At 60.2% G+C, this 23,747-nt stretch carries 22 protein-coding genes, 2 pseudogenes and 2 riboswitches; of the genes and pseudogenes, 20 read left to right on the top strand and 4 right to left on the bottom strand.

What is annotated here, in order from left to right; genetic code table 11:
- The first annotated feature begins 135 nt into the window (after nucleotides 1-135).
- Together OU993_RS18265 and OU993_RS18270 are read left to right on the top strand one after the other, a co-directional pair.
- Nucleotides 136-852: an IS6 family transposase gene (locus tag OU993_RS18265; RefSeq protein ID WP_268159910.1), complete on the top strand. Its 717-nt coding sequence runs from the start codon at nucleotides 136-138 to the stop codon at nucleotides 850-852.
- A 163-nt stretch (nucleotides 853-1,015) separates the two neighbouring features.
- On the top strand, nucleotides 1,016-2,689 hold the full coding sequence (locus tag OU993_RS18270) for an IS66 family transposase (RefSeq protein ID WP_268159912.1): 1,674 nt from the start codon (nucleotides 1,016-1,018) through the stop codon (nucleotides 2,687-2,689).
- A 5-nt stretch (nucleotides 2,690-2,694) separates the two neighbouring features.
- On the opposite strand, the gene OU993_RS18275 is transcribed toward OU993_RS18270, so the two are convergent.
- Nucleotides 2,695-3,042 carry a hypothetical protein gene (locus OU993_RS18275; RefSeq protein ID WP_268159913.1) on the bottom strand — a complete coding sequence of 116 codons (348 nt, stop codon included), beginning with the start codon at nucleotides 3,040-3,042 and terminating at the stop codon, nucleotides 2,695-2,697.
- A gap of 351 nt (nucleotides 3,043-3,393) precedes the next feature.
- Here OU993_RS18275 and OU993_RS18280 point away from each other — a divergent pair, with 351 nt between their 5' ends.
- The 10 genes and pseudogenes from OU993_RS18280 to OU993_RS18325 form a co-directional block, all read left to right on the top strand.
- Nucleotides 3,394-3,633, top strand: coding sequence for a type II toxin-antitoxin system Phd/YefM family antitoxin (locus OU993_RS18280; protein WP_037146308.1), 240 nt, complete (start codon nucleotides 3,394-3,396; stop codon nucleotides 3,631-3,633).
- Nucleotides 3,633-4,049, top strand: coding sequence for a type II toxin-antitoxin system VapC family toxin (locus OU993_RS18285; RefSeq protein ID WP_268159915.1), 417 nt, complete (start codon nucleotides 3,633-3,635; stop codon nucleotides 4,047-4,049). The genes OU993_RS18280 and OU993_RS18285 overlap by 1 nt, the downstream gene beginning before the upstream one ends.
- The gene (locus tag OU993_RS18290; protein ID WP_268159917.1) at nucleotides 4,039-5,181 is read left to right on the top strand and encodes a site-specific integrase; all 1,143 of its coding nucleotides are present in this window, start codon (nucleotides 4,039-4,041) and stop codon (nucleotides 5,179-5,181) included. Before OU993_RS18285 ends, OU993_RS18290 begins: the two co-directional genes overlap by 11 nt.
- Nucleotides 5,182-5,371: 190 nt before the next feature.
- A riboswitch (cobalamin riboswitch) is annotated at nucleotides 5,372-5,582 on the top strand.
- Nucleotides 5,583-5,687: 105 nt separating this feature from the next.
- Nucleotides 5,688-8,039 (top strand): 5-methyltetrahydropteroyltriglutamate--homocysteine S-methyltransferase, encoded by a 2,352-nt coding sequence (metE, locus tag OU993_RS18295; protein WP_268159918.1) that lies wholly within the window; start codon nucleotides 5,688-5,690, stop codon nucleotides 8,037-8,039.
- Entirely contained in the window at nucleotides 8,036-8,857 is an 822-nt protein-coding gene (locus OU993_RS18300; RefSeq protein ID WP_268159920.1) for an acyl-CoA thioesterase, read from the top strand. Before metE ends, OU993_RS18300 begins: the two co-directional genes overlap by 4 nt.
- A gap of 26 nt (nucleotides 8,858-8,883) precedes the next feature.
- A riboswitch (cobalamin riboswitch) is annotated at nucleotides 8,884-9,098 on the top strand.
- Nucleotides 9,082-9,234, top strand: coding sequence for a hypothetical protein (locus tag OU993_RS18305; RefSeq protein ID WP_268159921.1), 153 nt, complete (start codon nucleotides 9,082-9,084; stop codon nucleotides 9,232-9,234). It overlaps the preceding riboswitch by 17 nt.
- 108 nt (nucleotides 9,235-9,342) lie before the next feature.
- Nucleotides 9,343-9,564 carry a glutaredoxin-like protein NrdH gene (gene nrdH / locus OU993_RS18310; RefSeq protein WP_268159922.1) on the top strand — a complete coding sequence of 74 codons (222 nt, stop codon included), beginning with the start codon at nucleotides 9,343-9,345 and terminating at the stop codon, nucleotides 9,562-9,564.
- A gap of 10 nt (nucleotides 9,565-9,574) precedes the next feature.
- The gene (nrdI, locus tag OU993_RS18315; RefSeq protein WP_268159924.1) at nucleotides 9,575-9,973 is read left to right on the top strand and encodes a class Ib ribonucleoside-diphosphate reductase assembly flavoprotein NrdI; all 399 of its coding nucleotides are present in this window, start codon (nucleotides 9,575-9,577) and stop codon (nucleotides 9,971-9,973) included.
- Nucleotides 9,877-11,703 (top strand): annotated as a pseudogene (gene nrdE / locus OU993_RS18320) (class 1b ribonucleoside-diphosphate reductase subunit alpha); the annotation flags it as partial. The gene nrdI and the pseudogene nrdE, both read left to right, overlap by 97 nt.
- A gap of 1 nt (nucleotide 11,704) precedes the next feature.
- Nucleotides 11,705-12,322 (top strand): annotated as a pseudogene (locus OU993_RS18325) (ribonucleotide-diphosphate reductase subunit beta); the annotation flags it as partial.
- A gap of 415 nt (nucleotides 12,323-12,737) precedes the next feature.
- Here OU993_RS18325 and repC read toward each other — a convergent pair.
- From repC to repA, 3 genes are all read right to left on the bottom strand, one after another.
- Entirely contained in the window at nucleotides 12,738-13,982 is a 1,245-nt protein-coding gene (gene repC / locus OU993_RS18330; protein WP_268159925.1) for a plasmid replication protein RepC, read from the bottom strand.
- A 156-nt stretch (nucleotides 13,983-14,138) separates the two neighbouring features.
- Complete coding sequence (gene repB, locus OU993_RS18335; RefSeq protein ID WP_268159927.1) at nucleotides 14,139-15,134, bottom strand: plasmid partitioning protein RepB; 996 nt, start codon at nucleotides 15,132-15,134, stop codon at nucleotides 14,139-14,141.
- Between the two features lie 84 nt (nucleotides 15,135-15,218).
- Entirely contained in the window at nucleotides 15,219-16,406 is a 1,188-nt protein-coding gene (gene repA, locus OU993_RS18340; RefSeq protein ID WP_268159929.1) for a plasmid partitioning protein RepA, read from the bottom strand.
- 374 nt (nucleotides 16,407-16,780) lie between these two features.
- Here repA and OU993_RS18345 point away from each other — a divergent pair, with 374 nt between their 5' ends.
- The 8 genes from OU993_RS18345 to trbL are packed head-to-tail and all read left to right on the top strand — an operon-like array spanning nucleotide 16,781 to nucleotide 23,746.
- Nucleotides 16,781-17,416 carry an acyl-homoserine-lactone synthase gene (locus tag OU993_RS18345; protein ID WP_268159931.1) on the top strand — a complete coding sequence of 212 codons (636 nt, stop codon included), beginning with the start codon at nucleotides 16,781-16,783 and terminating at the stop codon, nucleotides 17,414-17,416.
- Nucleotides 17,413-18,384 carry a P-type conjugative transfer ATPase TrbB gene (gene trbB / locus OU993_RS18350; protein ID WP_268159933.1) on the top strand — a complete coding sequence of 324 codons (972 nt, stop codon included), beginning with the start codon at nucleotides 17,413-17,415 and terminating at the stop codon, nucleotides 18,382-18,384. The genes OU993_RS18345 and trbB overlap by 4 nt, the downstream gene beginning before the upstream one ends.
- The gene (trbC, locus tag OU993_RS18355; protein ID WP_268159935.1) at nucleotides 18,374-18,778 is read left to right on the top strand and encodes a conjugal transfer pilin TrbC; all 405 of its coding nucleotides are present in this window, start codon (nucleotides 18,374-18,376) and stop codon (nucleotides 18,776-18,778) included. Before trbB ends, trbC begins: the two co-directional genes overlap by 11 nt.
- Entirely contained in the window at nucleotides 18,771-19,070 is a 300-nt protein-coding gene (locus tag OU993_RS18360) for a conjugal transfer protein TrbD (protein ID WP_268159937.1), read from the top strand. Before trbC ends, OU993_RS18360 begins: the two co-directional genes overlap by 8 nt.
- 9 nt (nucleotides 19,071-19,079) lie before the next feature.
- The gene (locus OU993_RS18365) at nucleotides 19,080-21,548 is read left to right on the top strand and encodes a conjugal transfer protein TrbE (RefSeq protein WP_268159938.1); all 2,469 of its coding nucleotides are present in this window, start codon (nucleotides 19,080-19,082) and stop codon (nucleotides 21,546-21,548) included.
- Nucleotides 21,520-22,329, top strand: coding sequence for a P-type conjugative transfer protein TrbJ (gene trbJ, locus OU993_RS18370; protein ID WP_268159940.1), 810 nt, complete (start codon nucleotides 21,520-21,522; stop codon nucleotides 22,327-22,329). The genes OU993_RS18365 and trbJ overlap by 29 nt, the downstream gene beginning before the upstream one ends.
- Nucleotides 22,326-22,556, top strand: a complete 231-nt coding sequence (trbK, locus tag OU993_RS18375; RefSeq protein WP_268159942.1) for an entry exclusion protein TrbK — start codon at nucleotides 22,326-22,328, stop codon at nucleotides 22,554-22,556. Before trbJ ends, trbK begins: the two co-directional genes overlap by 4 nt.
- Nucleotides 22,550-23,746, top strand: a complete 1,197-nt coding sequence (gene trbL, locus OU993_RS18380; protein WP_268159944.1) for a P-type conjugative transfer protein TrbL — start codon at nucleotides 22,550-22,552, stop codon at nucleotides 23,744-23,746. Before trbK ends, trbL begins: the two co-directional genes overlap by 7 nt.
- The last annotated feature ends 1 nt before the right edge of the window (nucleotide 23,747 follow it).

Below are 23,747 nucleotides of genomic sequence, written 5' to 3' on the forward strand. Positions count from 1 at the left end.
GGGTTGCGGCCCCCTTCTCTCTTCGATCCAAATAGATGCCATTTCATATTTAATTCCACGAAGGCACCGAAAGGATCTTGTCAAATGGCATCATCAAGTTAACTGAACGTCGATCAAGATGTGGGATTTGGCGGCATGACCTCATTCGCCCGTGCCCCTCTTTATCGTCGTCACCGATTTCCAGCGGACGTGATTGCCTATGCCGTGTGGCTTTATTTCCGTTTCCCGCTCAGTCTGCGCATGGTCGAGGATTTGCTGGCAGCGCGTGGCATCAACGTCTCTCACCAGACCGTGAGGCTTTGGGCGGAGAAATTCGGCAGACATTTCGCCAATGATATCCGCAAGCGTTCGGTCGGCAGGCTCGGCGATAAGTGGCACCTCGATGAGGTTGTCATCACCATCGCCGGTAAGAAACACTGGCTTTGGCGCGCTGTCGACCAGGATGGCTTCGTCCTTGACGTTCTGGTGCAAAGTCGCCGCAATGCCAAGGCTGCAAGGCGTTTGATGCGAAAGCTTCTGAAAGGACAAGGACGTTCGCCACGAGTGATGATCACTGACAAGCTGCGATCCTACGGTGCAGCCAAGCGGGAGATCATGCCAGGCGTCGAGCATCGCTCGCACAAGGGATTGAACAATCGGGCAGAAAACTCCCATCAACCGATCCGAAGGCGAGAGCGGATCATGAAGCGCTTCAAATCAGCGCGACAGCTTCAGCGTTTCATTTCCATCCACGATCCGATCGCCAACCTCTTTAACGTTCCCCGCCACGACGTTCCATCCGTCCACCATCGTGAACTACGAGCAACAGCCATGCAGATGTGGAGCGAGATCGCTCATCTCAAGGTAGCCTGATGCCGTACCTCCCCGCCATCTTTTGACCACAAGCCGATAAGTTTACAGTACTATTCCATGCTACTGCGCCAGCCGCCTGGTCAAGCAAGTCCTTTCGGTACCTGGAGCAAATCCGGTGGCAGGAGGGATTCCTGTTTTCTGCAAATCATGAGATTCTTCTTTCATGACGAAGCGCCGCCTGCCCATGGCCGAGCATGCCGACACGCTGTCGCTGAAGGCGCTGCGAGAACTCGTGACGGGTCTGGTGGAGCGGGCTGATCGGGCAGACGCCCGGATTGAGAAGCTCGTAGCTGAGAACCAAAGGCTTCGGGATGAGAACGACCAGCTCAGGCTCGAGAACACCCGGCTGAAGATCGACAACCAGCTTCTGCGTGACGAGATTGCGCGCCTGAAAAACCTGCCGCCGCGCCCACCCTTCAGACCGTCGGGAATGGAGAAGGCGACCGGTGACAAGACGCTCACCGGCAAAGATCCGGCGTCCCGGCCGCGAGGGCCGAAGAACGACACGAAGCGGGTGACGCGTGAAGAGGTACTGCCTGTCAGCGTGCCAGTTGGATCGCGCTTCAAGGGCTACAAGGACTGCTTCGTCCGGGATCTGGTGCTCAGGGTCGAGGTGGTTCGTTACCGTCGGGAATGCTGGGTAACGCCGGAGGGAGACACCATCATCGCGCCGTTGCCTGCGGGGATACGAGGTGGCTTTGGGCCCAATCTGCGACGGTTTTGTCTGATGCTCCATGCGCATGGCCAAGTCACGACGCAGCGAATGACGACCTTGCTCAACGACGTTGGTGTCGAAATCTCCAAACGTCAGGTGGTCCGCTTTCTCACAGAGAGGCTGGATGGCTTTCATGCCGAGGATGCAGCCGTGCTCCACGCCGGCCTCGTCTCTGCGCCTTTTGTGACGGTCGACGACACCGGTGCCCGTCACGCCAACCGCAATGTTTATACGACGCATATCGGCGGTGAGCATTTCACCGCCTTTCGCACGACGTCTTCGAAGTCGCGACTGAACTTCCTGGCCCTGCTGCGCGGCAGCTATCAGGACTATATCCTCAACGATGCCGCCTTCGCTTTTCTCGAAGACCGGCAGGTGGACCCTGCCCTTCTGGCGCGGCTGAAGAGAAACGAACCGCGGCGGTTTGCCAATCAAGTTCCGTTTCTCGCCTATCTGGCTGAACATGGTATCGACATTTTCGACAGGGACATCATCCGCCCGTTCGCCGAGGCCGGCATCTGGGGTGCCATCCGCCATCATGGGCTGGTCGGCAAGGCAGTGATCGTCTCCGACGATGCCGGGCAGTTTCGGGTCGGTACCCACGCGCTGTGCTGGGTCCACGCAGAGCGATTGCTGCACAAGCTGATGCCGGCAACGCCGCGCCAGGTAAAACACGTCGAAACCCTCCGCGAGCTGATCTGGCTCTTTTACAAGCAGCTGAAAAACTATCAGCGAAGTCCCAGCCAACGTGCAGCTCACGGTCTTCAGGTCCGGTTTGATCGAATTTTCTCGATCCAGACCGGCTATGGTGACCTCGACAAGCTCCTTGCTCGGCTGAAGCGCCGCAAGCCGGAGCTGCTCAGGGTTCTGGAGCGGCCCGAAATCCCGCTCCACACCAATGCGTCGGAGCGAGATCTGCGTGGCTTTGTCATCAAGCGGAAGATTTCCGGAGGGACGGTCAGTCGCAATGGGCGCCAGGCGCGCGACAGCATGCTGGGCCTTTCCAAGACCTGCCAGAAGCTTGGTCTGTCGTTCTGGCACTATCTGGGCGATCGGCTGGGGATCGGCACGTCGCACCCAGCCATTCCCCAACTGGCCACGATGATCGTTGCCAGATCCTGAGCGCATCACCGACGGTCTGGCTTCGGGAAGGACACGACCTTGCCGTCGTCGGACTGGATCTGACCCGCGGTGTCGAGCACGTGGACGCCGGTGGGCTTCAGCAGTGTCGGCGAAACATTCCATTGACGGTTATCATCGGCATGCACCGTCACCGTCTTCTTGTTGCGACGGATCACGACACCCCGGACCAGAGCGCCGCCAGGGCCTTCAAACTCCACGCCGCTCCCCACCCTGATGTCTTGCAGGGCCGCCGTGGTTCGCTGGTGATGCAAATACTGCAGACGCTCGACGATGCGTGCGTTGAGTTCGATAAGGGTCGCCTCGTCCAGGCTGTCGATATCGATCTGCCTCATGCGTTGTGCCCTACCCTCCTGTTCGGCGTTACGGCTACCATGCCGATAGCGCCGCTAGCAGGCAACCGGACACCGGCCTGTTTTCGGGCACCGCCACCGAATCTGCCCCGCTTACTCCCGCTTACCCCGTCCTCGGGATTTTCGAAAAGTAACAAGACGTTGAATTTATAGTAAAAAATTTATTAAACAGACATTTTTCGATCATTATTGTCCGTCATCTCACCCATCCTGATATGAACACTTTCACCTCCGATAAGTAACCCTTATCGAATGTTAGAAGATCTACCGGTTGACCAACTGCCGCAGCCGCCTTATCCTCGGCGAAAATCACCTGTTTTATGGAAGCGCGTCATGAGCACCACCGTCAAGGTTTCCGAGGCCAAGGCCCATCTGTCCGAATTGCTCGTCCGGGTCGAAGCCGGCGAAGACGTGATCATCTCACGTGGAAACGACCCGATTGCCAAGCTGTCCCGGATCCGCGGGGAAACAGATCTTCAGCTTCTGGTCAACGAAGTGCGGGCCGCCCGTGGCCGGGCAAAGCCCTCTTCTCACGATGAGATCATGTCCTGGCGGGACGAAGGGCGCCGATAATGTCTTTCGTCATTGATGCATCCCTGGTAGCGGCCTGGCTGCTACCGGAAGAGTATAGCGATGCGGCCGAGACCGTTATCGCCTCGATTGCGGAGCCCTGCCCTGCGCCGTCACTGTTCTGGTTCGAAATTCGCAACATTCTGGTCATGTCGGAAAGGCGTGGCCGGATTGCTTCGGGAGGCGCGCTCCTTGGCATGGAGCGGGTGCGACGATTGCCGCTCGACGATGTAGGGATTGGCGGCGACGGATCAATCCTGCTCCTGGCTTCCAATCACATCCTCAGCGCCTATGACGCGGCATATCTTACCCTGGCCATCAATAGAAACGTACCCCTGGCCACCCTCGACCGCAAGCTGGCCGCCGCAGCCCGGAAAGAGGGGGTAACCGTGCTCGGCCCTTACGCTCATGGCGACTGACAGCGAAGTTCTCCTCTCTGCCCGCGCCAAACAACTCGACACGATCGCCGCCGTCCTGCCGATCGACCGGCGCGACGAACTGGCCGAATTGTTGACCGACCAGGACATCGAAACACTGCGCCATCTGGTCAACGAGGGCATGGGCGAAAACACCCTGCGCGCCCTCACCTCCGACCTCGCCTATCTGCAGGCCTGGTCGCTGGCCGCAACCGGCGCCTCCCTCCCCTGGCCGGCGCCCGAGGCACTGCTACTGAAATTCGTCGCTCACCATCTGTGGCAGCCCGACCAGCGCGACATCGATCCTCACCACGGCATGCCTGCAGCTGTTGAGCAAAGCCTGCGCGAGCAACGCTTCCTTCGATCTTCCGGACCGCATGCGCCCGACACGGTGCGCCGGCGGCTTGCCAGCTGGTCGACGCTGACGAAATGGCGCGGCCTGACCGGCGTCTTCTCCTCGCCTTCCCTGAAATCGGCGATACGCCTTGCCGTCCGCGCGACGCCGCGGCCAAGGAAACGCAAGAGCGTCAAGGCGGTGACCGGTGACGTCTTGGCAAAAATGCTTGCTACCTGCAGCGCCGACAGCCTGCGCGACGTCCGCGACCGGGCGATCCTGATGGTGGCGTTCGCGTCCGGCGGACGACGTCGTAGCGAGATCGCTGGTTTGCGCAGGGAGCAGCTCTCAGTCGAGCCGCCGATCACAGTCGAAAACGGCCCTCCCCTCCCCTCTCTCGCCATCCATCTGGGTCGCACAAAAACGTCTGGTTCCGAGCACGACGAGGTCGTTTATCTGACGGGTCGGCCCGTGGATGCGCTCAACGCATGGCTTGCGGTTGGAAGAAACGAAACGGGGAGCATTTTTCGGAAGATCGATCGCTGGGGCAATGTTTCGAAGCGGGCCCTAGAGCCGAGTGCGGTCAACCAGATCGTGAAGCAGCGGGCGGTGATGGCTGGGTTAGATCCGCGGGAGTTTTCTGCGCACGGTTTGCGATCGGGTTATCTGACGGAAGCCGCCAATCGCGGTATCCCCCTACCCGAAGCTATGGAGCAGTCAAGACATCGCTCCGTTCAACAAGCATCGAGCTATTACAATAGCGCTACAAGGAGGAGCGGCCGGGCAACAAGGCTCCTCTGATGTCCGGTATCGGCCCTGCGGTCATCACGGGCCGAAGGGATAAGGGCAGCTTCGCGCCTTCATCTCGGCCATCCTGCCGCCGCACATGATAGCCTGAAAGCGGACGATCCGGCTCCACATAACGCAAGCGGCGAAATTGCGCTCCACATAAAGATCTCTTTATATGATTGACCATTGCGACCTTTGCCGGCATTGTGAACCCTATCGTGGTTCTGCGGATCGTTAGGTCCGGAGCTAAGAGGGAATTCGGTGACGATGCCTTGCGCATCCATACCGGAGCTGCCCCCGCAACTGTGAGCGGAGAGCTGTCGTTCAACATGTCACTGAGGAAGACGCCTCGGGAAGACGAACGCCAGCGATGACCCGCAAGCCAGGAGACCTGCCGCGATAGATAACGTCCACGGGCGGGGTGTCCCGGTGTGCCGCTTTTGCGAACGGCACATTTGTGTCCGTCTCGTTGATGCGTCGTGCCCATGCCTTGCCCATAACCTTCGGGGTACAAGGAAATGAGCATCAAGACGGCAAATCTCGGTTTTCCCAGGATCGGCAGGAAGCGCGAACTGAAATTCGCGCTCGAAGCCTATTGGGCGGGCAAGAGCGATGAGGCGACCCTTCTTCAGGTGGCGCGGGATCTGCGCCACCGACACTGGAAACTGCAGCAGGAGCACGGGATCGACATCATCCCGTCCAACGACTTTTCTCTCTACGACCATGTTCTCGACCATGCCGTGATGGTCGGCGCGATTCCGGACGGGTACGGCTGGACGGAAGGGCAGGTTTCGCTCGAAACCTATTTTGCGCTCGCGCGGGGCAAGAGGGCTGGCGACGCGGCCGATTGCGGCTGCGCGAACCCGCATGGCACCGGGCGGCCTGCGCTGGAGATGACCAAGTGGTTCGACACGAACTACCACTATCTCGTCCCGGAATTTCAGGCTGGGCAGGCTTTCTCGCTGACCGGGAACAGACCTCTCGACGCGTTCCTGGAGGCCAGGGAGATCGGAATTCACACGCGGCCCGTGATCCTCGGTCCTGTGACCTTCCTCAAGCTCGGCAAGGCACGCGACGGTTCGGATCCGCTTGATCTTCTTGACCGGCTACTCCCGGTCTACCGCCAGATGCTCGCCGAACTCCACGAGGCCGGTGCAGATTGGGTACAGATCGACGAGCCATGCCTGGCGCTCGATCTCACCGACAAGGCGCGCGATTGCCTGACGCGGGCCTTCTCGGCTCTCGCTCAGGCGGTTCCAGATCTCTCCGTGATGGTCGCGAGCTATTTCGGGGCCTACGGCGACAATCTGGAGGCAGCACTCGCGCTGCCGGTGGATGGTGCGCATATCGACGGGATCAGGGGTGCCGATGAGCTGAATCGGATCGTGGCGAATGCGCCACCGCATCTCACCCTCTCGCTCGGGGTGCTCGACGGCCGCAACATCTGGCGCGCCGATCTGGATGCCGTTCTTCGCGATCTCGCTCCCCTGGTCGGGCAGCGCGCGGCGGATCGCCTGCAACTCGCCCCCTCCTGCAGCCTGCTGCATCTGCCTTATGACCTCGCCGACGAAACGGCGCTGGATCTCGAGCTCAGGGCCTCGCTCAGCTTCGCTACGGAAAAGCTCGAGGAATTGGCTGTGCTCAAACAGGCGCTGTCCGGCAACAGGGAGACCGTCGAAACTCGGATCGGAGCGTCGGTTCGGGCGGTCGCTATGCGCCGGGCATCCCGCAAGGTGCATGATCCGCTGGTCGAGGGGCGGTTGGCATCTTTGACGCCTGAGATGGCGAAGCGGACAAGTCCGTTCGCTGCGCGGAAGGCCGTTCAGGCCCATCATCTGTCCCTGCCGCCCTTGCCGACGACGACAATCGGATCCTTCCCGCAGACATCGGAGGTCCGGGCAGCCCGCGCTGCGCACCAGCGGGGCGAACTCTCCTATATCGACTACCGTGCCTTACTCGAGCGGGAGACGGAAGCCGCGATCCGCTGGCAGGAGGACATCGGCATCGATGTGCTGGTGCATGGCGAATTCGAGCGCAACGACATGGTTCAGTATTTCGCCGAGCAGATGGACGGTTATGCCTTCACCAGGAGTGGCTGGGTCCAGAGCTATGGCTCGCGCTGCGTGCGCCCGCCAATCATTTTCGGTGATGTGTCGCGACCACGCCCGATGACCGTGGACTGGGCCGAGTTTGCGCAATCCAAGACCGCAAAACCTGTCAAAGGCATGCTGACCGGGCCGGTGACCATGCTGCAATGGTCCTTCGTTCGGGACGACATCCCCCGTGCCGAGGTGTGCCGCCAGATCGCCCTTGCGATCCGCGACGAGGTGACCGACCTCGAGGCTGCTGGGATTGCGATCATCCAAATCGACGAGCCGGCGCTCCGGGAAGGCCTTCCGCTGCGCCGTGACGACTGGCAGTATTACCTCGAGTGGGCAACGGAAAGCTTCCGTCTGTCGGCCTCCAGCGTGGCAGACCAGACCCAGATCCACACCCATATGTGCTATTCCGAGTTCAACGACATCATGCCGGCCATAGTCGCGCTCGATGCCGATGTCATTTCTATCGAGACCTCCCGGTCGAAGATGGAGCTGCTCGATGTCTTCGGTGACACCAGTTATCCCAACGAGATCGGTCCCGGTGTCTATGACATTCATTCCCCGCGGGTCCCGACGGTGGAGGAGATGGTCGAACTGCTGGAGGCGGCGGCCAGGCGCATCGATGCCGAGCAGCTGTGGGTCAATCCGGATTGCGGTCTGAAAACCAGGGGCTGGGCGGAGGTCAAGCCGGCACTCGCCAACATGGTCTCGGCTGCCCGCCTTCTTCGCAAGCGCATGTCCGAAACCGACGGGTGGAGGATCAGCGCATGAAACGGGAGTTCATGAGCGAAGGAGAGCCGGCCGGCGGGCCGGCTCCCACAACGCTGATCGATATCGTCTTTCCGGGTGCCACCAATCATCACGGCACGCTCTTCGGCGGAGCGGGCCTTTCCGCCATGGATCGCGTCGCCTTTATCGCTGCGACGAAGCAGGGGCGTGTTCCCTTCGTCACGGCATCTTGCGAAAGGGTCGAGTTCAAGAAGCCCGCCCATGTCGGCGAGATCGTGTCCTTCGTGGCGACGCCGATTTGGGCTGGTCGCCGCTCGCTGACGGTCGAGGTCGAGATGCTTGCGGAAGCGATCAGCACGTGTGAGCGGCATCGCTGCACCCGGGGTGTCTTCCACATCGTCGCGTCGCTGGATCCGCCGCTCCGCGAGACCTGGTCATTGCCACCGCTGGCGACCACGCATGATGTCCCGCCACCCGGAGAGGTCCGAATGGCGGATATCGTCTTTGCCGACCAGGCCAACAGTTCCGGCATGATGTTCGGTGGCGATGCGATCGCCTTCATGACCAAGGCCGCCTTCGTGGCAGCATCGAGATTGTGCCGGACGCTTGCCGTGCTGGCGTCCTCGGAGCGGCTCGACTTCCATCATCCGATCCGGGTGGGATCGATCGTCGAGGCGGTCGCCAGGGTCGTTTCCACGGGCAGAACGTCGATGACCGTCGAGGTTGAGCTTTGGTCCGAGGCGCTTCTCAGTGGCGAGCGCTGCCAGACGGCGAAAGGCCTTTTCGTCCTCGTGGCCGTTGACGAAAACCAAAGGCCTGTTCCGGTTATCCCCGATGGATTCGGCACAGGCGCATCATAGCCGTTGACGCAGATTTAACCTCGTCTACTATATCTAGTGTTCGAGGTTCCCTTCGATTCGCATGCGGATCAGGGGCTAAGACGGGAATTCGGTAGCGGACATGAGGTCCGTGAAGCCGAGGCTGCCCCCGCAACTGTGAACGGCGAGTGCTTTCTCCATCAGGCCACTGGGATTAACCGGGAAGGCGGAGAGGGTGCGACGACCCGTGAGCCAGGAGACCTGCCTTGATCGAAACGTCCGCCGGCGGGGTGTCCGGCAGGGTGCGGTTGATCGAGTCCGGGCGTCTCCGGGCCGGTGCCGTTCTCGCTGCCCCGTCAAATGTCTGCTTCGGGGTGAAGGCCATGAACATGTCATTCCAGATCATCGTTGATCCGTAGTCGTTTCGACTGCGGCCATTCGCTTCGTCTTCTCCGCTTTTCCCTTTCTGCTCCGGGCTGAACTCAGTCCGGGAGGGTGCGTCTGCGCCCATCTTTCACGAGGAACCCATGTCGATCACCGTCTATTCCAAGCCCGCCTGCGTTCAATGCACCGCCACCACCCGTGCCCTCGATCGTCAGGGCATCGACTACACCGTCGTTGATGTCTCCGAGGATGCGCGAGCCTTCGCCCTCGTGCAGGAATTGGGCTACCGCCAGGTGCCTGTCGTCATCGCTGGTGAGCAGCATTGGGCAGGCTTCCGCCCTGATATGATCAGCGCGCTCTCCTGAGGTCGGTGCTGTGGGCGGCCTCGTCTACTTCTCCAGTCGATCGGAAAACACCCGCCGCTTCGTCGAGAAGCTCGGGGGGGAGGCGCTGCGTCTGCCGATCGATGGAACGGAGGAGCCGCCCGTGGTCGAGGCCCCGTTTGTGCTTGTCACTCCCACCTATGGCGGCGGCGGTGACAAGGGGGCGGTGCCGAAAGCGGTCATCCGCTTCCTCAACAATCCAAGCAATCGCAGCCTGATCCGCGGCGTGATCGCGGCAGGTAACACCAATTTCGGCGAGGCCTATGGGCGCGCCGGCAAGATCATCGCCGACAAATGTGGCGTCCCGCTTCTCTACCGGTTCGAGCTTCTCGGAACGCAGGAAGACGTTGCCGCCGTCAGACAGGGACTGGAACGATTTTGGACACGCTGACCCACACAAAGACGGGCGCGCCGGCCGAGGCCACGCTCGATTATCACGCGCTCAACGCCATGCTGAACCTCTTCGATGAAGAGGGGAAGATCCAGTTCGACAAGGACCGGCAGGCGGCGAAGCAGTATTTCCTCGAGCACGTCAACCAAAACACCGTCTTCTTCCATAACCTGAGGGAGAAGCTCGATTACCTGGTGACCGAGGGCTATTACGAGCGTGAGGTTCTGGACCAGTATTCGTTCAACTTCGTCCGCGACCTCTTCGACGAAGCCTATGCGCGAAAATTCCGCTTCCCGACCTTCCTCGGCGCCTTCAAATACTACACCTCCTATACGCTGAAGACCTTCGACGGAAAGCGCTACCTTGAACGCTACGAAGACCGGGTCTGCATGGTCGCGCTGACTTTGGCGCGCGGCAGTGAACAACTCGCCCGCGATCTGGTCGACGAGATCATCTCCGGCCGCTTCCAACCGGCAACCCCGACTTTCCTGAATGCCGGCAAGAAGCAACGCGGCGAACTCGTCTCCTGCTTCCTGCTGCGGGTCGAGGACAATATGGAAAGCATCGGGCGCTCGATCAATTCGGCGCTCCAGCTCTCCAAGCGCGGTGGTGGCGTGGCGCTGTCACTCACCAACATCCGGGAGATGGGCGCACCGATCAAGCAGATCGAAAACCAGTCTTCCGGTGTTATCCCGGTGATGAAACTGCTGGAGGACAGCTTCTCCTATGCCAACCAACTCGGCGCGCGCCAGGGGGCGGGTGCCGTCTATCTGCACGCCCATCACCCCGACATCATGCGCTTCCTCGATACCAAGCGCGAAAATGCCGACGAGAAGGTCCGCATCAAGACGCTGTCGCTCGGCGTCGTCATTCCCGATATCACCTTCGAACTCGCGAAGAACAACGAGGACATGTATCTCTTCTCGCCGCATGACGTGGAGCGCGTCTATGGCGTGGCCTTTACCGAGATCTCGGTGACGGAGAAATATCGCGAAATGGTCGCGGATGCCAGCATCCGCAAGAAGAAGATCAAGGCGCGCGACTTCTTCCAGGTGATCGCGGAAATCCAGTTCGAGAGCGGTTATCCCTACATCATGTTCGAGGACACGGTGAACCGCGCCAATCCTATCGCGGGACGCATCTCCATGAGCAATCTCTGCTCGGAAATCCTGCAGGTGAGTGAGGCAAGCCAGTTCGACGAGGACCTGTCCTATTCGCAAATGGGCAAGGACATCTCCTGCAATCTCGGCTCGCTGAACATTGCCTCTGCCATGGACAGTGCCGACTTTGCCCGGACCATTGAGACCTCGATCCGGGCGCTGACGGCCGTCTCGGAGATGAGCAACATCATGTCGGTTCCATCGGTTGCCAAGGGTAATGACGACAGCCACGCGATCGGTCTCGGCCAGATGAACCTCCATGGCTATCTCGCCCGCGAGCGCATCTTCTATGGTTCGGAAGAGGGCGTCGATTTCACCAACATCTACTTCTATACGGTGACCTATCACGCGCTCAGGGCATCGAACCGCCTGGCCGTCGAGAAGGGCCGAAGCTTCAAGGGCTTCGAGTCCTCGAAATATGCGACGGGCGAGTATTTCGACAAATACACAGAGCGCGAATGGAAACCGGCGACGGAGAAGGTGACCGACCTCTTCGACAAGGCCGGCATCCATATTCCGACGCAGGAAGACTGGGCGGAACTAAAGGCCGCCGTCATGGCAGGTGGTCTCGACGCCGGATGTCGATGATGCCTATCGCTGGTCGGAGGAAAACGAGTTCCTGCAGAAGAAATCCGCACTGATCATGGAGCAATATGATGGCGCCGATCTCCTGAAAAAGAAGGTGGCGTCCGTCTTCCTCGAAAGCTTCCTCTTCTATTCCGGCTTCTATCTGCCAATGTACTGGTCGAGCCGCGCCAAGCTCACCAACACCGCCGACCTCATTCGCCTGATTATCCGCGACGAGGCCGTGCACGGTTATTACATCGGCTACAAATTCCAGCGCGCGCTGGAGCGCGAGCCGGAGGCGCGCCGGCAGGAGATCAAGGACTTCGCTTTCGATTTGATGCTCGAACTCTACGACAACGAGGCGCGTTACACGGAAGACCTCTATGACGGCGTCGGCCTGACCGAGGACGTGAAGAAGTTCCTGCATTACAATGCCAACAAGGCGCTGATGAACCTCGGCTACGAGGCGCTCTTCCCGCCGGAGGCCTGCAAGGTCAATCCGGCGATCCTCTCGGCGCTCTCGCCCAATGCCGACGAGAACCACGACTTCTTCTCCGGGTCCGGCTCATCTTACGTCATCGGCAAGGCGGTCGCGACCGAGGACGAAGACTGGGATTTCTGACGTGGGACGCGAGCTTCCGGCCATCCGGCCATAGCGGGCGGAAATCATTTCCGCTTCGCCTCTTCGAGGTCTTGCGCGCACTAGCCGAAAGTCGGACGACGCTGGACTGTTGTTGGCCTCTCCGGCCAAGCGTCTACTTACAGGGTTCGTCCGACAGAAGCGGACTGTCCCCTCACGGTCCAATTCCAGCCTGCACCCTCGAAGTAGTCCATGGCTCCTATTGGCGCAAATCGGAAGACAACACCAAAGACTGACCAAAGCCTAAGATTCTTACCATCCGCTGTCGGAATTTAGCCTTCAAAACCCGTAAAACCCTGTATTGCAACAGGAAATCGCGGAAAAAAACGGCTGACAAGTCGCATGCTCCGAGAGAGCCCGTGCGCCGACTTCCTGCGCCTGTCTCGCCTCACTGACGTCAAGCAGTCCTTCGATTTCCCGGGTCATTCACTTTCATGAGAGCCATCAACATCGGACCCAGCGAAAACTCCCCACGTTCAGAGCGCCTGGTGAGATCCCGCAGATAGCCGCCGGCAGATGTTATAAAGTTCGATCGTTCGAGTATGGAAGCCATGGCCACCGCGGCATTTTCCGGCCCCATCGCGCTGCACGCCTCCTCGTAGGCTGACGGACTGACGCCGAGCATGGAGCGCACCACGACGGCGGCCTTCATGAGCTCGCGCCAGTTTTCTATACGGCCGCCGGGACCATAGTCGGCAATCTGCGGGCAGGCCCGAAGTACCATCCCGAGTGGGAAGGTCTTTATTGGCTCTGGCTTGGCCTTCGTTCCCCCATTCGCCTCGCTCTTGGCCTGACGTTCATCCTCGGGGTTTCCGCCCTGCTCTTTTTCAGAGCTAGGTTCAAGTTCATAGATAGATTCGGTATTTGAATTTTGTATGTACCGGTCATTCTGAACTGCATTGCCATTCATATTCTCAGATTTTAGCTGCATTTCCAGGATGTTCAGGATCTCTGCCCGAAGCAGCTGCATTTCATCGAGTGCGAGTTCGAGCTGGCCTTTCTCCGGATAGCGTGGAAGGCGCGCAAGAATGTCGACATAGACCGCTTCTACCTGTCCCCAGTTGCCGGGCGCGCCCTCCTCCACCGCAGCTGAGATGAGCTTGCGCACGTCTCGCCGGCAGATCGTAAGAGCTTCTTTTGTCCGCCGGAGCCGTGTTCGCTCCGCAGCGACATCCTGTGCGATTTGCGCAAGTTCATGGGCGCGAGCCAGAAGAGGGGTCAGATCGAAGCCGTAAGCCTGCTCTACTTCACCGTCACGACTGCGATGCGCGTATCGCTTCCCGTTGGGACTATCGCGGCGCAAGATGAGCCCGGCCTCGACAAGTGCCGCGAGTTGCCGCCTGAGTGTGCTTTCCGTGATCCCGTGAGCGCGAACCGATAGCTGCGCATTGGATGGGAAAACGACAAGCAAGCGGCTCCAATCGAGCTCCCCGTGCGGGTAAAATGTCAATAGGGCATCGAGAACGGCCAAGGCCCGATCCTGAAGTCCAAGGCGTTCTCGCGCCTCGCAGACATCGCGAAACACTTTCCACTTGTCAATCCGCGTGTTGTGATCCGGATCCTTGATCGCCATCTGTCTTCTAACCAGGGCAAGCGACATCGACCGCCGCCCAAAGGGCGTCGTCACATCTCCCGTTTGCATTTTTCTCTCACCTTTCTTCAGGCAAAAGAAATCCGCTCACCAAAATGGCGCCAAGACTCTTGACTGTGATTCCGGGAAATGCGATTCTCGATCCTGCTAGAGATGACGAGAGAGGCTTCCACGGTTCGCCGTTTGGGGGCCTTTTTCTTTTGCGGTTTAGTCTCCGTTGGTTTCGTTTTGCGACCCCTTGTACTCCTCGTACAAGCGATCCATGCGAGAAGACAGCCATTCGCTGAAGGGCTTGGCTTCGACATTCGTGAGCTCGATGGCAACCTTCTTCGCTTTGGCGGTCATCGCGAAATTCAGCGAGCGATCAGACGAGATCCAGTCTTTTGCTGCGGTATCGGCTTTGGGCTTTTTCGCAGCCGATTTGGCCTTGTATCGCTTCACGTAGTCATGAAGTTCATCAAACCGCTCGGCTTCAGGAAGCTTTTGAAAGTCGACCGACGCTGCATGCTCAACGGCGACCTTGGAGAGGGCAGGGGCAAGTAACAGCTGCCGGAGGCTGAGCCACCGGTCACGCCCAATTTTCTTCGATGCACCCAAGGCCTGAATGACTGGCGCTGGCACCGCCTCGACGACAGCAAGCATCTTCGACAGCATCGCCTCATCGATGGCGAGCGAAGAACGAACCGTCTCCTTGGTCATCCCAGACACGATCAGGTTCTGAGCGAAGTAGGCGCGTTCAATGAATGACAGGTTTGAACGGGCTGCGTTTTCCTGTCCCTGCACGATCGCCGAAGTGATATCGTCGAGCTTCTTTACGATTGCTTTGACCGGAACTCCGAGCTCGCGAGCCACCCTGAGACGACGGTGACCGAACACGACCATGTATCGCTTGGCATCCGTGGAACTGGGGCGAACAAGGATAGGCGTCGTCTGTCCAGATTCCTTGATCGCCTGAAGCAGTTCCTGAAACTCCTCGCCGTCGTCTGAAAGGCGGTCGGCCACGAAGGACACGTCAATCAATCGCGGATCGAGATCCACGATCACCTCACCTTCCATGAGCTTCTTGGTGTTCTCGGCCATATCTTCAATGGAGCGAACAACCGTCTTGGCGGCGCCTGTCATGCCATAACCAGGCTTTGTCGGCGTCTGGCTGGCCGAGATCGCCACCATATCCAGATTGGCGAATGGATTTTTACGGGACATGGGCGCACTCCAAATTTTGCGTCAACGCCGGTAAAGGTCTGACAGAGCTAGGCAAAACGGTGAAAAAAACGGCTGACAAGCTGCTCATTTTCTCCCCCAGACACCATGGATGAGCTCCACAATTTCGGCGTTTGTGGAATTCAAGCTCTCCATCGCCCTGTCGTAGGTTGCGCGGACGAATTCCCCGCGCTCCACCTCGTACAGGGTCTGCTTCTTGATGGACGCATCGGAAATCGCTGTGGACTTAAGCACGTGGTTCCGCAGCATCTGCTGCGCGAACATCGACTGCATGAACCCAACCATCTGAGCCTGCGGGATGTCGGTGGGCTCAAAACGCGTGATGAGATAGCGGAACCACTGCACCCGCATTTCGGCGCCAGCTTCGGCGACCGGACCCATGATGCCTCCGAGCATCATGAGAAACTGGCTCATTGACATGATGTCCAACATTTGAGGATGTATGGTGATGAGGATCCCCGTTGAGGCCATGAGCGCGGTGATGGTCAAGTAGCCCAGTTGAGGAGGGCAATCGATGACGACCACATCGTACTTGTCATCCACCTGCTTCAGGGCGCTAGCGATCCGCATATAGAAGAGCCGGCCGTCCTCCCCCTTGTTGGAGGAGATTGCCAGCGGCACATCATATTCGTACTCCTGAAGAACCAGATTCGCCGGCACCACGTCCAAGCCGGGAATATTGGTGGGCTGGATGGCAGCACTAATTGACTTGCGCTCGTCGTCAAATCGAAGAGCCTCATAAAGAGAGGCAGTATCATCAAGCTCCGGCTGGATCCCGAAAAGCGAAGTCAGTGAAGCCTGCGGGTCAAGGTCGATCGCCAGCACACGATGGCCGGTGAGGGCGAGATATTGCGCCAAATGGGCGGCAGTGGTGGTCTTGCCGCTTCCACCCTTGAAGTTGACGACCGATACGACCTGCATCGGCTCTCCTTCCTTCCGCCTCGGCACATAGTATCTCTTGTCGGACTTCTTGTTGGCCTCAAGATAATCCCGGAGCTCCAGCATCTGGGCAGCCGTATAGTATCGGCGCCCACCGATTGTCTCGATCTCAGGCCCTTTCCCATCAGAATGGAGCTGCCTCAGGTGTGTCTGGGTGACACCCATGAATTCCGCAACTTCAGCAAGCTGAAACTTGCGCAATCCCTTGCGAGCATCAGGCGGGTACTGCTGGCTGCGCAACATATGCAACGCGCTTGAGATCTTCGCCCCTTGCTCGGCAATCTCAATATCAAATCTGTTGGGCATATTGCTCATTTTGCGAACTATTTCCCGGAGGTCGTCAGTTTCGAAAAAATGGCTCGAACGCCATCATTTGCGAAACTATCCTGCGATTCCGGCATTGTCGCAAGAGATTTAAAGTTAACAAGTAGTTAACGGAACTGCCGGAGTGGCTGACAGAATATCGATTCATCCAAAGACTTCCGCATGTTAGCCCGGCTTTGTCCGCCGGCACCACTGAAAGCGAAATGCAGATCTGCACCTCTTATCAACATCCCAGAACCCGGTTCCAACCGGCGTTTGAGACGTATAGCGCCGATTCGGTAGAATCACCGGATGCAAATCTGCACATAGCCACACGCAGCACGAGATGATTTTCCTTCGCCTGACCAGTTCATGCGGAGATCACAATGCAGATTCTAAGCGTCTCGGCCGACCAGTACAAAAGCAACCACAACTACCTGAACCAGATGCACCGTCTTCGGGCTGCCGTGTTTGGCGGTCGCCTGGAATGGGATGTCAGCATCACAGAACAGGGAGAGCGGGATCAGTATGATGATCTCCGCCCGACCTACATCCTGGCAATTTCCACCGATCAGAAGGTCGTCGGCTGCGCACGCTTGTTGCCCGTATCTGGTCCGACGATGCTGGAGCAGACATTCCCGCAACTGCTGGAGCGCGGTTCGCTCGGCGCCCATGCCGCAATGATCGAGAGCTCACGCTTCTGCGTCGACACATCGCTTCAAGCGGGGAGGGGAGCGGCCCTCCATCAGGCGACGCTCATCATGTTCGCCGGCATCATCGAATGGTCGATGGCGAATGGTTACAGCGAGATCGTCACCGCGACCGATCTTCGTTTTGAACGCATCCTGAAGCGTGCGGGCTGGCCAATGCACCGCCTCGGCAATCCGGTTGCGATCGGGAACACCGTCGCCGTCGCGGGCAGTCTGCCGGCTGATCGCGCCAGCTTCGAACAGGTCTGCCCGCCAGGATACCGCTCGGTAATCGTGCGCAACGGTTCCGGCCCCTTCAGGAGCGCCGCGTGACCCAACTCCGCTCCCATCCCCGCCTCGTGCGCAAACTCCAGGACGCCCTGGGAGACCAGCTTTGCGTCGCACTCGACGATGCAACGGTCGTCGAGATCATGCTCAATCCCGACGGAAGGCTATTCATCGAACGGTTGGGGCACGGGGTCGCCCCGGCCGGCGCCATGAGCGCTGCCACGGCCGAAATCGTCATCGGCAGCGTCGCCCATGCGCTGCAGTCGGAAGCAGACGATGAACGGCCGATCATCTCCGGCGAACTGCCGATCGGTGGCCACCGGTTCGAGGGTCTGCTGCCCCCCGTGGTATCGGCCCCTGCCTTCACGATCCGTCGTCGCGCGTCACGCCTCATCCCGCTCGACGACTACGTGACGTCGAAGGTGATGACCGAAGCGCAGGCCTCGGTTTTACGAAGCGCCATCGCGTCGCGCATGAACATCGTGATCTCAGGCGGAACCGGGTCGGGCAAGACAACGCTCGCCAATGCCGTCATCGCTGAGATTGTCGCAACGGCGACCGACGATCGCATGCTCATTCTGGAAGACACCGCCGAGATCCAGTGCGCGGCGGAAAATGCCGTGTCGCTGCACACCACCGACACGGTCGATATGGCTCGGCTCCTGAAGAGCACGATGCGGCTCAGACCCGATCGCATTATCGTCGGCGAGGTCCGCGACGGCGCGGCTCTTACGCTGCTGAAGGCCTGGAACACCGGTCATCCCGGAGGCGTCACCACCATCCATTCCAATACGGCAATGTCAGCACTCCGCCGGCTGGAGCAGCTGACAGCGGAAGCGAGCCAGCAGCCGATGCAGGAGGTGATCGGCGAAGCCGTCGATCTTGTTGTTTCCATCGAGCGCACAGGCAAGGGCAGGCGGGTCCGGGACGTGATCCATGTCGAGGGGTTCAGCAATGCCCGCTACCGGACCAAACACTACGCCCAGATTGATGAGGACAGCCATGCCGCATGAGACAAGGATAAAGCTCGCCACCCTGGGTCTCGCCACCATCGCGCTGGCGTTGGCAGAACCGGCATTGGCCTCCTCTGGTGGTGGAGGCCTGCCATGGGAGTCTCCGCTGCAGCAGATCCAGCAATCGATCACCGGGCCCGTCGCCGGCTTTATTGCCCTGGCAGCCGTTGCCATCGCCGGCGGCATGCTGATCTTCGGCGGAGAACTGAACGATTTCGCGCGGCGGCTTTGCTTCATCGCCCTTGTCGGCGGGATCCTGCTTGGCTCCACACAGATCGTCGCCTTGTTCGGCGCAACCGGTGCATCAATTGGAGCGGTCGACACGCCGTCACCGACCGACATCGCTACGCCGCCGCGCGAACCTTCAAGAGAAGGGGAGGGAGCGCATGGCTGAGCCCGGCTCCACCCTTTCCCGCTCGCCTGTACACAGGGCGCTATCGCGTCCGAACCTGTTGATGGGCGCTGACCGCGAACTCGTGCTGCTGACGGCACTCGCCGCCATCATCCTGATCTTCGTCGTTCTAACCTGGTACGCGGCGCTCTTCGGCCTCGCGATCTGGATGATTGCCGTCGCAGCACTGCGCATGATGGCGAAAGCCGATCCTTTGATGCGGCGGGTCTATGTCCGCCATATCTCTTACAAGGCGTTCTATCGCGCGACGTCGTCGCCCTGGCGCAAGTTCTGAGGGCTCTCGATGGTTGCCCTCCAGTCATTCCGTCATTCCGGTCCGTCCTTTGCCGATCTGGTGCCCTATGCCGGCCTGGTCGACAACGGCGTGATCCTGCTCAAGGACGGCTCGCTGATGGCCGGCTGGTATTTTGCCGGACCCGACAGCGAGAGCTCGACCGACGCCGAGCGCAATGAGGTGTCGCGGCAGATCAACGCGATCCTGTCTCGGCTCGGCTCCGGCTGGATGATCCAGGTCGAGGCCATCAGGGTTCCGACCGGAGACTATCCAGCCGAGGACAATTGCCACTTTCCAGATCCAGTCACGCGGGCGATCGACGCCGAACGGCGAGCGCATTTCCAGAAGGAGAGGGGTCATTTCGAGAGCCGGCACGCACTGATCCTGACCTGGCGGCCGCCCGAGCCGCGGCGCTCGGGGCTGACGCGCTATGTCTATTCCGATGCGACCAGCCGTTCCGCGACCTATGCCGATAAGGCGCTCGATAGCTTCCTGGCCTCAATCCGCGAGGTCGAGCAATATCTCGCCAATGTCGTTTCGATCCGGCGGATGATGACACGCGAGGCGCACACAGGTGGCGGTTTCCGGGTCGCCCGATATGACGAGTTGTTCCAGTTTATCCGCTTCTGCATCACCGGCGAGAACCACCCGGTGCGCTTGCCCGAGATCCCCATGTATCTCGACTGGCTGGTAACGGCCGAATTGCAGCACGGCCTCACGCCTTTGGTCGAAAATCGCTTTCTGGGTGTCGTGGCTATCGACGGCCTGCCAGCCGAGAGCTGGCCCGGCATCCTCAACAGCCTCGACCTGATGCCGCTCACTTATCGCTGGTCGTCGCGTTTCGTCTTCCTCGATGCCGAAGAGGCGAGGGCGAAGCTCGAACGCACCCGCAAGAAATGGCAGCAGAAGGTGCGCCCATTCTTCGACCAATTGTTCCAGACACAGAGCCGTTCGGTCGATCAGGACGCCATGATGATGGTGGCCGAGACAGAAGACGCGATCGCCGAAGCCTCGTCCCAGCTCGTCGCCTATGGCTACTACACCCCGGTCATCATCCTCTTCGACGAGAATCAGGTCCACTGCCAGGAAAAATGCGAGGCGGTTCGCCGTCTTATCCAGGCGGAAGGGTTTGGCGCACGGATCGAAACGCTGAATGCGACCGATGCCTTTCTCGGCAGCCTGCCGGGTGTTTCCTATGCCAATATCCGCGAGCCGCTGATCAATACGCGCAACCTCGCCGATCTCATCCCTCTCAATAGCGTCTGGTCAGGAAGCCCGACGGCGCCTTGCCCCTTCTATCCGCCTGGCTCACCGCCGCTGATGCAGGTTGCCTCGGGCTCGACACCGTTCCGGCTGAACCTGCATGTCGATGATGTCGGGCACACGCTGATCTTCGGGCCGACAGGCTCCGGCAAATCCACCCTGCTGGCGCTGATCGCCGCGCAGTTCCGGCGCTACGCCGGCGCGCAAGTCTTCGCCTTCGACAAAGGTGGCTCGATGCTGCCGCTGACGCTGGGGCTCAATGGCGATCACTACCAGATCGGTGGCGATTTCGCTTCTTCAGCGGAAGGCGAGGGGAGGGGACTGGCCTTCTGCCCGCTCGCCGATCTTTCGACCGATGGCGACCGCGCCTGGGCGTCGGAATGGATCGAGACCCTGGTGGCGCTGCAGGGTGTGACCATCACACCAGACTATCGCAACGCCATCTCCCGGCAGATCGGGCTGATGGCGGAATCGCGCGGCCGGTCGCTCTCCGACTTTGTATCCGGCGTCCAGATGCGCGAGATCAAGGACGCTCTGCACCACTACACCGTGGACGGTCCGATGGGGCAGCTTCTCGATGCCGAGGAGGACGGACTGGCGCTCGGTGCGTTCCAGTGCTTCGAGATCGAGGAACTGATGAACATGGGCGAGCGCAATCTCGTCCCGGTGCTGACTTACCTCTTCCGTCGCATCGAGAAACGCCTGACCGGTGCACCCAGCCTGATCATCCTCGATGAGGCCTGGCTGATGCTCGGCCATCCCGTCTTCCGCGACAAGATCCGCGAATGGCTGAAGGTCTTACGCAAGGCCAATTGCGCCGTCGTGCTCGCCACCCAATCGATCTCGGACGCCGAGCGCTCCGGCATCATCGATGTACTGAAGGAGAGTTGCCCGACCAAGATCTGCCTGCCGAATGGAGCTGCGCGGGAGCCCGGCACGCGAGAGTTCTATGAGCGCATCGGCTTCAACGAACGGCAGATCGAGATCGTCGCGACGGCGCTTCCAAAGCGCGAATACTACGTCGTCTCGCCCGAGGGCCGCAGGCTCTTCGACATGGCGCTCGGGCCCGTCGCGCTCTCCTTCGTCGGCGCGTCCGGCAAGGAAGATCTGAAGCGCATTCGCGCCCTGCATTCCGAACACGGGGCCGCATGGCCTTGTCCTTGGCTCCAGCAAAGGGGGATCGCCCATGCCGAAACACTCTTCCCGGCCAAGTAAGGTGGCGCATGCCACAATTATCTCGGCCATCATGCTTTCCGCCAATCTACCGGTTCTTGCCAATGCCGGCGGCGTCACCGGGCAGGCGACCGAATGGACACAGCTCGCCAACAATGCCGAGCTCGTTTCGCTGGTCGGCAAATCGGCTGAGCAGGTGAACAACCAGATCACCCAGATCTCCCAGCTTGCCGAGCAGATCCAGAACCAGCTGAACATTTACAACAATCTCCTGCAGAACACGGCCCAGCTTCCGAACCACATCTGGGGCCAGGTCGAAAACGACCTGAAGAGCCTTCAAAACGTGGTCGCGCAAGGACAGGGCGTCGCCTTCTCGATGGGCAATATCGATGACGTGCTCAAGCAGCGTTTCCAGAGTTTTGCCGAGATGAAGAGCAATCTGCCAGATGGCGCGAGCTTTTCCACGACCTACCAGAACTGGTCCGACACGAACCGCGACACGATCGCCGGTACGCTGAAAGCCGCCAATCTCACGGCTGACCAGTTTTCGAGCGAGGAAGGCACGATGTCGTCGCTGCGCTCGATGTCGGAATCGGCGGACGGACAGATGAAGGCGCTGCAGGTCGGGCATCAGATCGCTGCACAGCAGGTCGCGCAGATGCAGAAGCTGCGCGGTCTCGTCTCCCAGCAGATGACCATGATGGGCACGTGGTTCCAGTCCGAACAGGCGCAAAAGGATCTCGCGCAGGCCCGTCGCGAACAGTTCTTCAGCGCAACCGAACGTGACATCCGCGGCGGTCAGATGATGGAGCCCCGCTGGTGAGCCCGCGTCTGGTCATCATCCTCGCATTGGCGGGGATCGCCGCGCTCAGTGCCGGCGTCGTCACCTGGATCGTGGTCCAGCCGCGTCCGGCGCCCGTGTCCGGATCAGGCGCGGCCGCTACACTACCCGCTTCGGATACCGAACGCAGCGAGCATCGCGAAAAGTTCTTCGGTGGCGATCCGGACCGCAACGTCCGTGGCGGCCAGGAGATGAAGCCGCGATGGTGATCGTCCGTCCCTCCCGGAAGCTGGAGCTCGTGTTCATTGCAACTGGGCTCGTCCTGTTGGCGAGTGCACCCGCATTCGCACAGCAGGGCTCGGTCCTGACGACGCTCGAAAACTCCGTCGTCACGGCCGCCAAGGGCTGGGAGACGACAGTGATGAACGCGGCGCGTTCGCTGTTCTGGATCCTGGCTGGCATCGAGGTCGGGATCGCCGCGGTGTGGCTGGCGATCAACGCCGCCTCGCTCGACAGCTGGTTCGCCGAGCTCGTCCGGCGGATCATGTTCATCGGCCTCTTCGCCTTCATCCTCGACCAGGGACCGTCCTTCGCCAAGGCCGTTGTCGACAGCCTCTACCACATCGGCGCCGGCGGCGGCTCGGCCTCACCCGCAAACATCTTCGACGCGGGCATCCGGGTCGCGACGAAGATGTCCGAACAGGCGAAGTTTGGTCTGTGGGAGGACAATGCTCTGGCGATCGCCGCAGTCTTTGCCATGGTCGTGGTCGTCGTATGCTTCTCGTTGGTCGCCGCGATTTTCGTCGCCGTCATGGTCGAGATGTATGTCGGCCTGCTCGCCGGCATGATCATGCTCGGTCTCGGCGGCTCGTCCTTCACCAAGGATTTCGCGGTCAAATATCTGGTCTACGCCTTCTCCGTCGGCATGAAACTGATGGCGCTGGTAATGATCGCCAAGATCGGCTCCGACATTCTGCTGGGGCTCGCCGAGGCGCCGACGGCGACCTCCGAGCAGTTCATCACCACGCTTGCGATCGCCGGCATCTCGGTGGTGGTCTTCGTCATCGCCATGTATGTCCCGCCGATCCTGCAGGGCGTGGTCCAAGGCGCCTCCATCGCCGGCGGCATGGAAGCGATCCGCCACGGCGGCCAGGCCGCGACCTTCGCAGCCGGCGGCGCGTTCCTCGGCGCGAGTGCTGCGACGAAAGGGGCGCAGACGGCAAGCTTGGCGAGGGCCGGGGGCTCGTCGATGGCGGGCGCGGCACTTCGCGGCATGGCGTCCGGCATTGGAAGTGCTGGATGGGCTGCCGGATCGGCAGCCAAGGAGAAGGCGATCGCCTCACCCGGCGCCTATGCCGGATCGCTGCTTGGCCTTGCCAACGCCAAGCTCGACCAGACGCGTCAGTCGGGCCGACCAACACCGCCGCCTCCGCCCCCACCCATCAACGAGAACAAGTAGC

It is taken from the genome of Rhizobium sp. SL86, assembly GCF_026672545.1.
GTDB lineage: Bacteria > Pseudomonadota > Alphaproteobacteria > Rhizobiales > Rhizobiaceae > Neorhizobium.

Excerpts from the sequence above, each read along its gene's own strand:
- OU993_RS18265 (WP_268159910.1), top strand. The coding sequence starts at position 136 with ATGACCTCATTCGCCCGTGCCCCTCTTTATCGTCGTCACCGATTTCCA.
- OU993_RS18270 (WP_268159912.1), top strand. The coding sequence starts at position 1,016 with ATGACGAAGCGCCGCCTGCCCATGGCCGAGCATGCCGACACGCTGTCG.
- OU993_RS18275 (WP_268159913.1), bottom strand. The coding sequence starts at position 3,042 with ATGAGGCAGATCGATATCGACAGCCTGGACGAGGCGACCCTTATCGAA.
- OU993_RS18280 (WP_037146308.1), top strand. The coding sequence starts at position 3,394 with ATGAGCACCACCGTCAAGGTTTCCGAGGCCAAGGCCCATCTGTCCGAA.
- OU993_RS18285 (WP_268159915.1), top strand. The coding sequence starts at position 3,633 with ATGTCTTTCGTCATTGATGCATCCCTGGTAGCGGCCTGGCTGCTACCG.
- OU993_RS18290 (WP_268159917.1), top strand. The coding sequence starts at position 4,039 with ATGGCGACTGACAGCGAAGTTCTCCTCTCTGCCCGCGCCAAACAACTC.
- metE (WP_268159918.1), top strand. The coding sequence starts at position 5,688 with ATGAGCATCAAGACGGCAAATCTCGGTTTTCCCAGGATCGGCAGGAAG.
- OU993_RS18300 (WP_268159920.1), top strand. The coding sequence starts at position 8,036 with ATGAAACGGGAGTTCATGAGCGAAGGAGAGCCGGCCGGCGGGCCGGCT.
- nrdH (WP_268159922.1), top strand. The coding sequence starts at position 9,343 with ATGTCGATCACCGTCTATTCCAAGCCCGCCTGCGTTCAATGCACCGCC.
- repC (WP_268159925.1), bottom strand. The coding sequence starts at position 13,982 with ATGCAAACGGGAGATGTGACGACGCCCTTTGGGCGGCGGTCGATGTCG.
- repB (WP_268159927.1), bottom strand. The coding sequence starts at position 15,134 with ATGTCCCGTAAAAATCCATTCGCCAATCTGGATATGGTGGCGATCTCG.
- repA (WP_268159929.1), bottom strand. The coding sequence starts at position 16,406 with ATGAGCAATATGCCCAACAGATTTGATATTGAGATTGCCGAGCAAGGG.
- OU993_RS18345 (WP_268159931.1), top strand. The coding sequence starts at position 16,781 with ATGCAGATTCTAAGCGTCTCGGCCGACCAGTACAAAAGCAACCACAAC.
- trbC (WP_268159935.1), top strand. The coding sequence starts at position 18,374 with ATGCCGCATGAGACAAGGATAAAGCTCGCCACCCTGGGTCTCGCCACC.
- OU993_RS18360 (WP_268159937.1), top strand. The coding sequence starts at position 18,771 with ATGGCTGAGCCCGGCTCCACCCTTTCCCGCTCGCCTGTACACAGGGCG.
- OU993_RS18365 (WP_268159938.1), top strand. The coding sequence starts at position 19,080 with ATGGTTGCCCTCCAGTCATTCCGTCATTCCGGTCCGTCCTTTGCCGAT.
- trbJ (WP_268159940.1), top strand. The coding sequence starts at position 21,520 with ATGCCGAAACACTCTTCCCGGCCAAGTAAGGTGGCGCATGCCACAATT.
- trbL (WP_268159944.1), top strand. The coding sequence starts at position 22,550 with ATGGTGATCGTCCGTCCCTCCCGGAAGCTGGAGCTCGTGTTCATTGCA.